Source organism: Streptomyces sp. NPDC043861, from assembly GCF_056435905.1.
Genome location: NZ_JBWKDP010000006.1, coordinates 263,687 through 275,532 on the forward strand (window position 1 = coordinate 263,687; position 11,846 = coordinate 275,532).

Annotated in this window: 12 protein-coding genes; all 12 read right to left on the reverse strand. The window is 69.5% G+C overall.

Annotated features, from left to right (window positions below; genetic code table 11):
- Positions 1–49: 49 nt before the first annotated feature.
- The gene (locus tag AC068D_RS17010; protein ID WP_478823798.1) at positions 50–319 is read right to left on the reverse strand and encodes a GlsB/YeaQ/YmgE family stress response membrane protein; all 270 of its coding nucleotides are present in this window, start codon (positions 317–319) and stop codon (positions 50–52) included.
- 215 nt (positions 320–534) lie between these two features.
- Positions 535–1,692: a barstar family protein gene (locus AC068D_RS17015; protein ID WP_478823799.1), complete on the reverse strand. Its 1,158-nt coding sequence runs from the start codon at positions 1,690–1,692 to the stop codon at positions 535–537.
- A gap of 1 nt (position 1,693) precedes the next feature.
- On the reverse strand, positions 1,694–2,086 hold the full coding sequence (locus tag AC068D_RS17020) for a YccF domain-containing protein (RefSeq protein ID WP_478823800.1): 393 nt from the start codon (positions 2,084–2,086) through the stop codon (positions 1,694–1,696).
- A complete protein-coding gene (gene htpX, locus AC068D_RS17025) occupies positions 2,083–2,946 on the reverse strand; it encodes a zinc metalloprotease HtpX (RefSeq protein WP_478823801.1) in 864 nt (287 codons plus the stop codon). The genes AC068D_RS17020 and htpX overlap by 4 nt, the downstream gene beginning before the upstream one ends.
- 163 nt (positions 2,947–3,109) lie before the next feature.
- A complete protein-coding gene (gene mscL, locus AC068D_RS17030) occupies positions 3,110–3,568 on the reverse strand; it encodes a large conductance mechanosensitive channel protein MscL (RefSeq protein ID WP_478823802.1) in 459 nt (152 codons plus the stop codon).
- A 90-nt stretch (positions 3,569–3,658) separates the two neighbouring features.
- Entirely contained in the window at positions 3,659–5,236 is a 1,578-nt protein-coding gene (locus AC068D_RS17035) for an NADH-quinone oxidoreductase subunit N (protein WP_478823803.1), read from the reverse strand.
- Positions 5,233–6,810, reverse strand: coding sequence for an NADH-quinone oxidoreductase subunit M (locus AC068D_RS17040; RefSeq protein ID WP_478823804.1), 1,578 nt, complete (start codon positions 6,808–6,810; stop codon positions 5,233–5,235). The genes AC068D_RS17035 and AC068D_RS17040 overlap by 4 nt, the downstream gene beginning before the upstream one ends.
- Positions 6,811–6,813: 3 nt before the next feature.
- Positions 6,814–8,805 carry an NADH-quinone oxidoreductase subunit 5 family protein gene (locus AC068D_RS17045; RefSeq protein ID WP_478823805.1) on the reverse strand — a complete coding sequence of 664 codons (1,992 nt, stop codon included), beginning with the start codon at positions 8,803–8,805 and terminating at the stop codon, positions 6,814–6,816.
- Positions 8,802–9,170: an NADH-quinone oxidoreductase subunit NuoK gene (gene nuoK, locus AC068D_RS17050; RefSeq protein ID WP_478823806.1), complete on the reverse strand. Its 369-nt coding sequence runs from the start codon at positions 9,168–9,170 to the stop codon at positions 8,802–8,804. The genes AC068D_RS17045 and nuoK overlap by 4 nt, the downstream gene beginning before the upstream one ends.
- Complete coding sequence (locus AC068D_RS17055) at positions 9,170–9,769, reverse strand: NADH-quinone oxidoreductase subunit J family protein (RefSeq protein WP_478823807.1); 600 nt, start codon at positions 9,767–9,769, stop codon at positions 9,170–9,172. Before AC068D_RS17055 ends, nuoK begins: the two co-directional genes overlap by 1 nt.
- Entirely contained in the window at positions 9,766–10,422 is a 657-nt protein-coding gene (locus AC068D_RS17060; RefSeq protein ID WP_478823808.1) for a NuoI/complex I 23 kDa subunit family protein, read from the reverse strand. The genes AC068D_RS17055 and AC068D_RS17060 overlap by 4 nt, the downstream gene beginning before the upstream one ends.
- Positions 10,419–11,390: a complex I subunit 1/NuoH family protein gene (locus AC068D_RS17065; protein ID WP_478823809.1), complete on the reverse strand. Its 972-nt coding sequence runs from the start codon at positions 11,388–11,390 to the stop codon at positions 10,419–10,421. The genes AC068D_RS17060 and AC068D_RS17065 overlap by 4 nt, the downstream gene beginning before the upstream one ends.
- Between the last annotated feature and the right edge of the window lie 456 nt (positions 11,391–11,846).

Sequence of the window (11,846 nt, forward strand, 5' to 3'; positions counted from 1 at the left end):
CGAGCGGACCCGTACGACGCGTTGGCAGCCCCCGGCACCCCCGACAGCACTAACGCGAACGCGAGTGCCCGAAGAGGATCCGGTAGGCGATCAGCAGCACGAGTGCACCGCCGACGGCGGACACCCAGGTGGCGCCGTCGTAGAAGTCCTTGGTGATCGGCCGGTCCAGCCAGCGGGACGATATCCAGCCGCCGATGAAGGCACCCGCGATGCCGATGAGGGTGGTGCCGATGAATCCGCCCGGGTCACGGCCGGGAAGAAGAATCTTGGCTATCGCCCCGGCGAGCAGCCCAAGAATGATCCAGCTGATGATGCCCACGCCGTGACCTGCCTTTCCTCGTACCGTCCTTCGTACTGTCCGTACGTTGTTCCGGGAGACGCCCGCGGTGGACCGCACGGTTGCGGTGCCCTTGATGTGCGACTGATGTGCGGCACATGACACAGGAGCGAGCCGGTCACCGGGCCTGTTCGACGCCGTGGTGACCGGGCCGGGCTCAATGGTGGACGACGGCACCGACAATCAGGCTGCACGGGCTATTCGAGGACGACCTTGATGCCCTGTTCCTCGATGAAGGCGAGGATCTCCTCGAAGGTGGGCGGTCCGTACCTCAGTGGTGTCTGTCCGAGGCGGCGACGGGCCACGTCGGCGTCGTGCCAGACCAGGGTGAACGGCCGTGCCACGCCGAAGCCGCCGGCCATGCAGTCCCGCAGGGAGGTGAAGCACCAGCCGAAGTAGGTTCCGGGACCGTTCATGGCCTCGCCCAGGGCGCAGTAGAAGCCGGCCACGTCGGTGATGCGGGCGCCGTCCAGGTGATAGGTGCCGTGGGGCGGGCCATCGGGACTTCGCCGCTTCCGGCGGTTGTCGAGGGCGAGGGCTCGCCATGCATCCCGCTCGGCGGGGTCGAGCCCCGCCCAGAGATTCTTCTCGCCGGGCGCTCCACCGGCCCACATCGCGTAGACCCGGCGGGCTGCGAGAGGAGGCCTCTGGTGGGAGCACCAGTCGACGGTGAGGTCGACCGTGCCCGGTCCGTGGGACGAGGGTTCCCAGGAGGTCACGTACAGCCTGGTGAAGTCGTCCAGCATCATGCGCCCGGTCCGGTCGAAGATCTGCAGCCAGGCACGGAGCTCGAAGTCGTCGTCGGCCTCCATGGCCTTCAGCAGGGCTCCGCCCGGGACGCCTCCGTGGAGGCGGACCGGCGGGCGGCACTCCTCGTCCGGGTCGGGCTCCTGGTTCTCCTCGACGCACGCCGCGTCCTTGGCTGTGCCCAGGCGCTGTGCGGGCCAGCCGGTCGTGAGCAGATAGCCGGGCGAGAGCGGCGGCTTCTCCGGATACGGAAATCCGTACTGGTCGTCCGGCTGGACTCCCTCGACCGTGAGGTCGACGAGGGACAGATCACCGGCGCACGGGCGCACGGAGACCAGCCGCACATCTTCCAGGTACCACTCCCTCACCACGTCACCGTTGCGGTTCCGGATTTCCAGCGCCAGGTCGCCGACGGGCGCCGAGCCCCATGTGCCGAGCTCGCCGACGGCATGGGTCAGCGGGCCCTCGGGCGCACAGCCGAGCAGCTCCCATCGTTCACGAACGGGAGCCGGCTCATCGGCGAACAGGCCGTCTGCGATGCTCCCTTCGGCCACGACGGAGTCGTCATCGTCGTCGACGAGCCTCCAGGCAAAGGTGGGAACCAGCACCTCACCGGCCCGCGAACGGCTCGTCGGTCGGGACGATCTCCTTGCCCAGGGGCAGCAACGAGACCGGGATCAGCTTGAAGTTGGCGATGCCCAGCGGGATGCCGATGATCGTGATGCACAGGGCGATACCGGTGAGGACATGGCCCAGCGTCAGCCACCAGCCCGCCAGGACCAGCCACAGCACATTGCCGATGCAGGACGGCGCGCCCGCGTCCCGCCGCTCGACCACGGTGTATCCGAACGGCCAGAGTGCATAGACACCGATCCGGAACGCGGCCAGACCGAACGGGATGCCGATGATCGTGATGCAGAGCAGCACGCCGGCGAGGAGATAGCCGAGGAACATCCAGAAGCCGCACAGGATGAGCCAGATGACGTTCAGAACGGTCTTCATGATCGGCGGCCTGCCATCTGCTCGAGCCGGGCGATGCGTTCGGCCATCGGCGGGTGCGTGGAGAACATCTTCGAGACTCCCTGTCCCGGGCGGAACGGGTTCGCGATCATCATATGGCTGGCGGTCTCGATCTTCGGCTCGGGCGGCAGGGGCAGCTGCTTCGTGCCCGCGTCCAGCTTGCGCAGAGCGCTGGCGAGAGCGAGCGGGTCGCCGGTGAGCCGGGCACCGGACGCGTCCGCCTCGTACTCGCGCGACCGGCTGATGGCGAGCTGGATGACGGAGGCGGCGAGCGGGCCGAGGATCATGATCAGGAGCATGCCGAACAGGCCGGGGCCCTCGTCGTCGTCGGAGCGGCCGATCGGGATCAGCCAGGCGAAGTTGACCAGAAACATGATCACGGACGCGAGGGCACCGGCCACGGAGGAAATGAGGATGTCCCGGTTGTAGACATGACTCAACTCGTGCCCGATGACTCCGCGCAGCTCGCGCTCGTCCAGGATCCGGAGGATCCCCTCGGTGCAGCACACCGCGGCGTTGCGCGGATTGCGTCCCGTGGCGAAGGCGTTGGGGGCCTGCGTCGGCGAGATGTACAGGCGGGGCATCGGCTGGCGGGCCTGGGTGGAGAGCTCTCTGACCATCCGGTAGAGGGCGGGCGCCTCGAATTCGCTGACGGGGCGCGCACGCATGGCCCGCAGCGCCAGCTTGTCGCTGTTCCAGTACGCGTACGCGTTCGTTCCGAGCGCCACGAGTACGGCGACGATCAGCCCGGTACGGCCGAAGAGGCTGCCGATGACAATGATGAGGGCGGACAGTCCCCCGAGGAGAACTGCGGTCCTCAACCCGTTGTGCCGGCGGTGCACGGTACGCCCTCCAAGTGGTGCGGCAGGGGAACCCTTTGCTGGTCGTGGTCCGCTCTCCAGTGGACCCTCCCGTACTGGTCAACGCCAGGCGAGAGCCGCGGGTTCCCCAGTCCCCACGGGCGGAGGGCTGGGCCGTTCGGGTGATGGGCGTCGCAGCGGACGGTCAGCGCTGGGCGGGCAGCATCCCGGCCTTCTCGAGGGCCTCGTGGACCGGCTCGACCTCACTGGTGCAGTGGGCGCAGCGGCTGGCGATCGCCGGGATCTCGCTGTAGCAGCGGGGGCAGTCCCGCACGGCAGCCTTGATGCTGACCGGCTCGTCCTTGGCGAAGCGGTTCTGCACCTTCATCATCGGGACGACGACGCAGAAGTAGAGGACCGACGCGGTGATCACGAAGGCGATGGCCGCGCTGATGAAGAGCCCGTAAGGGAACTTCACCCCCTGGACCTCGAAGACCGACTTGCTGAAGTCACCCGTGCCGCTGGTCGCGAGACCGATCAGCGGGGTGATGAAGGCATTGCTGAACCCGGTGACGACCGCTGTGAAGGCCGCTCCGACAGCCAGACCGATCGCCATCGAGATCACGTTTCCGCGAAGGATGAATTCCTTGAACCCGCTCAGCACAGCCGGCTCCCTTGTTCTTCCGCTGGTGTCCAGATTGCGCTGAACACGGTGCCCCGGAGAGGCCCCCCTTGTCGAACCCCGGTAGGAAAGTCAGAAGAGACCGACCGTGGCGAAGCGCAGCACCAGCTGGGGCCAGCCGGACAGCAGGATGCTTGCCACGGCGGTGACGGCGATCGTGGCCGTGACCAGAGCGGGTGCCCGATGCCGTACAGGCGAGCTCGCCGGCACGCCCTCCGCCGCCGGCTCACCCTCCGCCCCCGCCGGAGCGCCTGCCTGTGCGCCCTCGGGCGCGCGGAAGAGAAGCGCCGTCCACTGCAGGTAGTAGTAGAGCGCGATCACGACGTTGACGGCCATGACGACCGCGAGCCAGCCGAGACCCGCGTCGACTGCGGCCGAGAACACCGTGACCTTGGCGAAGAGTCCGATGATGCCCGGCGGCAGCCCTGCCAGGCAGAGCAGGAAGAAGCCCATCACCAGCGCGGTCAGCGGGCGGGTGGCATAGAGCCCGCGGTAGTCGGCGATCCGGTTCAGCGGGCTCGTACGGGCGACCAGGGCGACGACGGCGAAGGCGCCGAGGTTCACCACGGCGTACATCAGCGCGTACGCGACGGTGGAGCCGATCTGGTCGTCGCTGGAGTACGCGGCCGCCGCGATCGGCACCAGGATGTAGCCGGCCTGTGCCACCGAGGACCAGGCCAGCAGCCGCACCGCGCTCCAGGCACGCGTGGCCGACTGGCGCACGGCGGCGACATTGCCGACGGTCATCGTCAGAGCGGCGAACACGGCCAGGGCAGGGCCCCACACGTCCGCGTACGCCGGGAAGGCGATGACGGTCACCAGGATCAGCCCGGAGAAGCCGACCGCCTTGCCGACCACGGACAGATACGCGGCCACGGGGAGCGGGGCGCCCACATAGGTGTCGGGCACCCAGAAGTGGAAGGGTGCGGCAGCCGTCTTGAAGGCGAAACCCACCAGGGTGAGCGCGACGCCCACCTGGGCGAGGGTCGCCAGTTGCGCCGGGACATCGTCCAGCTGCGTGGCGATCCTCGTCAGGTGGAGGCTGCCGGTCGAGGCGTACACGAAGCTGACACCGAGCAGCATCACGGCGGTGGCCGTCACCGAGGAGAGGAAGAACTTCAGCGCCGACTCGCTCGACAGCCGGTCGCCGCGCCGCATGCCCACCAGGGCGAACGCCGGCAGCGAGGCCACTTCGAGGGCGACCACGAGGGTGGCCAGATCCCGTGAGGCGGGCAGCAGGGCGGCTCCGGCCGCCGACGACAGCAGCAGGAACCAGTACTCGCCGGCCGGCAGTCGCTCCTTGGTCTCCGTGACCGACATCAGTGCCGTCAGCAGCGCGCCGCCGAGCACCAGGAACTGGATGACCAGCGCGAAGTGGTCCGCGGTGTAGCTGCAGGTGTCCTGGGCGGTGGTGAGGCAGAAGGTGGAGCGGTCGCCCTTGCGCAGCGGGACGAGTGAGAGCACCGCCACGGCGAGACCGGCGATGGCCCCGTAGCCAAGGAACGACTTGCTCCGCTCCGGTACGAAGAGGTCGGCGACCAGGATCACCAGGCCGACCACCGCGGTGATCGTGGGCGGGGCGATCGCCAGCCAGTCGACGGACTGGACGACGGGTGCGGACAGCACATGGGTGGCGGCCGGGGAGGTCATGCCTTTCCTCCTGCAAGGAGCTTCTGCACGGCCGGGTCGGTGAGGCCGAGGAGGATCGCGGGCCACAGTCCGGCGAGGACGGTGAGGGCGACGAGCGGCGTCCAGGCGGCGAACTCGTACCCCTGGACGTCGGGGATCCTCGCCTCGGCCGCGGGCCTGGCCGCGCCCATGCAGACGCGGCGGACGACGAGGAGGAGATAGGCGGCCGTGAGCAGGGTGCCGAGGCCGCCGATCGCCATGAAGGTGAGGAAGGCCGGGCGGCTGAGGCCGTCGGCGGGGTCGAAGGCGCCGAACAGGGCCAGCATCTCGCCCCAGAACCCGGCGAGGCCCGGCAGGCCGAGGGAGGCGACGGCCGAGAAGGCGAGCAGCCCGCCGAGGCGGGGCGCCCGGCCGTAGAGCGCCGCTCCGGTGGCGCCGGCCAGGGCATCGAGGTCGGCGGTGCCGTAGCGGTCCTTCACGGCGCCGACCAGGAAGAAGAGCAGGCCGGTGATGAGTCCGTGGGCGATGTTCGCGAACAGGGCCCCGTTGACGCCGGTGGGGGTCATGGTTGCGATGCCGAGGAGCACGAAGCCCATGTGGCCCACGGAGGAGTACGCGATCAGGCGCTTAAGGTCGCCCTTCGAGCCGGGCCGGGCGAGGGCCAGGCAGGCGAGGGATCCGTAGATGATGCCCGCGACCGCGAAGCCCGCGAGATACGGGGCGAAGGTCTGCATCCCCTCGGGCGCGATCGGCACGATGATCCGGACGAAGCCGTACGTACCCATCTTCAGCAGGACGCCGGCGAGGAGGACGGAGCCGACGGTCGGGGCGGCGGTGTGCGCGTCGGGGAGCCAACTGTGCAGCGGCCACATCGGGGTCTTCACGGCGAGGCCGATCCCGATCGCAAAAACGGCGATGAGCTGCACTGATGCGCTCAGCCCACGGCCGTTGTCAGTGGCGAGTGCCACCATGTCGAAGGTGCCGGCCTTGACTCCCACGAGGAGCAGGCCGAGCAGCATGACGACCGAGCCGAGCAGTGTGTAGAGGATGAACTTCCAGGCCGCGGGGCGGCGGTCCTCGCCGCCCCAGCGGGCGATGAGGAAGTACATCGGGATGAGGACCGTCTCGAAGGCCAGGAAGAACAGCAGCAGGTCGAGGACGGCGAAGGTGGCGAGGGTGCCGGACTCGAGTACGAGCAGCAGGGCGACGAAGGCCTTCGGGGACGGGCCCGCGGGCATCTTGAAGTAGCTGTACAGCGCGCAGAGGAAGGTCAGCAGCGCGGTCAGGACCAGAAGGGGGAGGGAAATGCCGTCGGTGCCGAGGTGGATCCGCACGTCCAGTGCGGGGATCCAGCTGATGTCCGTCGTGGCCTGCATTTTCGACGGCTGGTCGTGGTCGAATCCGAGCGCGAGGACGATCGCGGCGGCGAGGACCGCACCGGTGACGGTCACTCCGTGGCGCAGCACGGCCTGGTCGGGCGACTTCCCCTTCAGCCCGGGCGGAGCCGGCAGAAGAGCCGCCGCGGCGCCGATGAGCGGGCCGACGACGAGGAACGCGAGAAGGAACTGCATCACGGATTCACTGATATCGATCACGGCTCACACTCCGGCGGCGACGAGTACGGCGGCGATCGCCAGGACGACTGAGCCGGCGAGCAGGGCGCTCAGATAGGTCTGCACATTGCCGGTCTGGGCGCGGCGGACGAGCCAGCCCAGCCAGTTGGTGCCGGTGCCCGCGCCGCGTACGTAGGTGTCGACGACCTCGCGGTCCAGGAAGCGGACCAGTTCGGCGGAGGCCAGGACGGGGCGGACGAACAGGGTGCGGTACACGGCGTCGAGGTGGAAGCCCGCGGCCGCGGGGCGGTGCAGCGGGCCGAGCAGCAGCCGGCCGGGATCGGCGGGGTCCGCCACCGGGTGCGGCATGTGCAGCGCCTCGGCCTCGACCAGTGCGGGCTCGGCGTCCGGATGCGCGACGACCTGGGGCTGTTCGGGCGCAGGCGCACCTGCTCGGGCACGGGCTGCCATGGCCGTCGTGTGCCGCCAGGTGCCGTAGGTGATCAGACCACCGACGAGGGCGACGCCGGTGCCGAGCACAGCGGTGGTGAGCGTGGGGGTGAGGGCCCGTCCGTCGAACCAGTCGTCGATGTACGCCGCCGTCAGGCCGAAGCCGAGCGACGGAATCGCGAGCACCCAGAGCACGGCGTTCATGGCGAGTGGCTGCCTGCCGTGGTCGGGAGCCTCGGTGCCACGGCCACGGAAGGCGAGCAGCCACAGCCGGGTGGCGTAAGCGGCGGTGAGGAGGGCGGTGAGCAGACCGGCGACCAGGACAGTCCAGCCGGCCCCGGCCGGGCCCACGGCGGATTCGCCGAGAGCCGAGTGCTCGGCGGCCACGAGGACGGCTTCCTTGGAGAAGAAGCCCGCGAAGGGGGGAATGGCCACGAGTGCCACCAACGCGATCGTCATCGTCCAGTACGCGTCGGGGATGCGCTTGGGCAGCCCGCTCATGCGGGACATGGCGGTGAGCGAGTTGGTGCCGGCCGCGTGGATGACCACGCCGGCCGCGAGGAAGAGCAGTGCCTTGAACGCGCCGTGCGAGAGGAGGTGGAACACGGCGGCGCCGCGGTCGCCGACGGCCAGGGCGCCCGTCATATAGCCGAGCTGGCCGATGGTCGAGTAGGCGAGGACCCGCTTGATGTCGTCTTGGGCGAGGGCCGCGAGCGCCGAGCCGACCATCGTGACCGCGGCCATCACGGCCAGCACGATCATTGCGGCGGCGGACTCGGCGAAGACGGGCAGCAGCCTGGCGACGAAGTAGACACCGGCGGCGACCATCGTCGCGGCGTGGATCAGTGCGGAGACCGGGGTGGGGCCCGCCATGGCGTCGGGAAGCCAGGTGTGCAGCGGGAACTGCGCGGACTTGCCCGCGACACCGGCGAGCAGCAGCAGCGCGACGACGGTGGGGTGATCGATGCCGCCCGCGGCGACTGCGCCGAGGATGCCGGAGATGCGGAAAGTTCCGGCGTCCACGGCGAGGGCGAAGAGGCCGAAGAGGAAGGGGACGTCACCCAGTTTGGTGACCACGAAGGCCTTCAGGGACGCCGCACGGGCCTCAGGCGTCTCCCAGTAGTGGCCGACGAGGAAGTACGAGCAGATGCCCATGATCTCCCAGCCGACCAGGAGCACCATCAGGTCGCCGGAGTAGACGACGAGCAGCATCGCGGAGGTGAAGAGCGAGACGAGGGCCGCGTACGAGGGGTAGCGCGGGTCGTCGCGCAGATACGCGGTCGAGTAGATCTGCACACAGGAGGCGACGACCCCGACGAGGACGGCGACCAGGACCGCGAAGCCGTCGAGGTACAGGGCAAGGTCGATGGGGACCGAGCCGGTCGGGGTCAGCTGGGTGGAGGCGACGATCGGCTTCCCGCCGCCCTGGCGTACGGCGACGACCGCCGCCAGGACGGTGGTGGCCAAGGTCGGCAGGACGGCCAGGGGGCGTACGAAACCGGGCCCGGTGCGACCGAGCAGGAGACCGGCAGCGGCGGCGAGGAAAGGGAGGAGGGGGACGAGAACGGCGAGGGTCGTCGTGGTCACGCGGTGGCCTCAGCCTTCTCTGCCGGGGCGGGCTCGGCCGCCTCCTCGGCGCCCCTGGCGCCCTCGGCTGTGTCGCGGAGCTTGTCGATGTCCGAGGTACCGCGGTTGCGGTGGACCATCAGCACGATCGACAGGCCGATGCCGATCTCCGCCGCGGCGATGGCGATGGTGAAGAGGGTCAGCGCCTGGCCGGTGTGCAGGGTGTCACGGAGCCAGACGTCGAAGGCGACCAGGTTGAGGTTGACCGCGTTGAGCATCAGCTCGACGGACATGAGGACCAGGATCGCGTTGCGGCGTGCCAGCACTCCGTACAGTCCGGTGCAGAAGAGCAGGACGGAGAGCACCGCGGGATAGGCGAGATGCATCAGCTCTTCTCCTCTCGGGCCCCACCGGATTCCGCCTGCGGCGTACCGGCCCCTTCCTGGGCCGCAGGGGCCTTGCGGGACAGGACGATGGCGCCCACCAGGGCGGCCAGCAGCAGCACGGAGAGAGCCTCGAACGGCAGCACCCAGTACCGGAAGAGCATCTCTCCCGATACCCGGGTGGAGCCCTGGGACGGCCCGTCCAGATCTATCCAGGTGCTGCGGAACGCGTCGACGACCACCCAGACCAGGGCGGCCGCGGAGGCGACGGCCACGGCGAGGGCAGCGGGACGGTTGCCCGAGTCGGCGTCCGGGGAGCGGCCGATGGGTGCCTTGGTGAGCATCAACCCGAACAGGAGGAGCACCACGACGGAACCGACATAGATCAGTACCTGTACCCAGGCGATGAACTCCGCCGTCAGCAGGAGGTACTCCACGGCGAGGCCGCCGAGTGCCACGACCAGCCAGAGGGCGGCATGCACCAGCTGCCGGGTCGTGACCGTGACGACGGCTGCGGCAAGAGTGGCGATGCCGACGAGGACAAAAGCGATCTCGACGCCGGTCGGCGAGAGGAAACCGTTCGCTTCGGCTGCGAGAGTCACGACCGCCCCTCCTCGCCGGCGTCGGGACCGGCGGCGGGCTCCGCCTCTGCCGCTGCCGCTGTCCCTGCGCCTGCGTCTGCGTCTGCGTCTTCCGCGGCCGCGGCCTGCTCGGCTGCGAGCTTCTCGGCAGCCTTGCGAGCCGCCACGATCTCCTTGGGCTCCTCCGCTGCCGGGTCGAGCGCAGGCGGCTCCGGAACAGTCCACATCCACTCGCGGAGCTTGTCCCGCTCGTGGGTGAGCTCTCGGATGTCCGTCTCCGCGTACTCGAACTCCGGAGACCAGAAGAGCGCGTCGAAAGGACACACCTCGATGCAGATACCGCAGTACATGCAGAGCGAGAAGTCGATCGCGAAGCGGTCGAGGACATTACGGCTGCGCTCACGGCCGCCCGGGGTGGACGCGGGGACCGTCTCCTTGTGGGAGTCGATGTAGATGCACCAGTCGGGGCACTCACGGGCGCAGAGCATGCAGACCGTGCAGTTCTCCTCGAACAGCCCGATCACACCTCGGGTGCGGGGCGGCAACTCGGGCTGGGCGTCCGGGTACTGCGCGGTGACGGACTTCCGCGTCATCGTGCGCAGCGTGACGGCAAGGCCCTTCGCCAGGCCGGAACCGGGGAAGCGGGACCGCGTGGGCGGGAGGGACTCGGTCATGACTGCATCACCACCTTCACAACGCCGGTGAGGGCGATCTGGGCGAGGGCGAGCGGGACGAGCGTTGTCCAGGCGAGCCGCTGCAACTGGTCCTCGCGCAGTCGCGGATAGGTCACGCGCAGCCAGATCACGATGAAGGCGAGGACGGCCGTCTTGAGGAGGGTCCAGACCCAGCCGAGGCCGTCGGCGCCGAACGGGCCGTGCCAGCCGCCCAGGAAGAGAACCGTGGTCAGACCACAGAGGACGACGATGCCCGCGTACTCGGCGAGCAGGAAGAGCGCGAACCGAAGGCCCGTGTACTCGGTGTACGCACCGAAAATGATCTCGGAGTCGGCGACCGGCATGTCGAAGGGCGGGCGCTGCAGCTCTGCCAGGCCGGCCACGAAGAACACGATGGCGCCGACGATCTGCCAGGGCAGCCACCACCATTCGAAGGCGTTCAGGATGCCGGGCAGCGAGACGGTACCGGCCGCCATCGCGACGGAGGCGGCGGCAAGCAGCATCGGGAGCTCGTACGCAAGCAGCTGAGCAGCGGTGCGAAGACCGCCGAGCAGGGAGAACTTGTTGGCGGATGCCCAGCCCGCCATGAGTGAACCGAGAACGCCGACGCCCATGACTGCAAGGACGAAGAAGATGCCGGCGTCGATGAGCACGCCCACCGCGCCCTCGCTCGGGCCGATCGGGATGGCCACCAGGACGAGGAGGTAGGGAAGCAGCGCGACGGCGGGCGCGAGTTGGAAGACGCGACGGTCGGCGGCGGCCGGGACCACGTCCTCCTTCTGCGCGAACTTCACACCGTCCGCGACGAGCTGGGCCCAGCCGTGGAAGCCGCCCGCATACATGGGGCCGAGGCGGCCCTGCATATGGGCCATCACCTTGTGCTCGGTCTGCCCGATGACAAGGGGCAGGACGAGGAAGACGACGAAGACGACGACCAGCCGCAGCGCGACGTCGAGTGCGTCGTTCATACGGGGTCGCCTCCTTCGGATTCGTCCGGCGCGGCATCGGGTCCTTCGTCGGACCCGGTCACCGGCCGGGGGGTGGGTGCAGTGTCGGGCCGGCGGGGTGCGGGCTGCGCCCCGGGCTCCGGCCCTCGTAGGGCGCCGGTACCGCCGTCGGTCCCGGGCTCGCGTCGTCCGGCCTCGCTGCCGGGACCTGGTGGAGATCCGGCCTCGGGCCCCGCTGAGGGCGAGCCCTCGCGTTCGGCCTCGGGCACGGACCCGCTTCCGGCATCCGAACCGGGCTCGCGTTCGGCCTCGGTGCCGTGATCCGAACCGGGCTCACGCTCGGTCTCGCTGCCGCGATCCGAACCGGGCTCACGTCCGGCCTCGCTGCCGCGATCCGAACCGGGCTCACGTCCGGCCTCGCTGCCGCGATCCGAACCGGGCTCACGTCCGGCCTCGCTGCCGCGATCCGAACCGGGC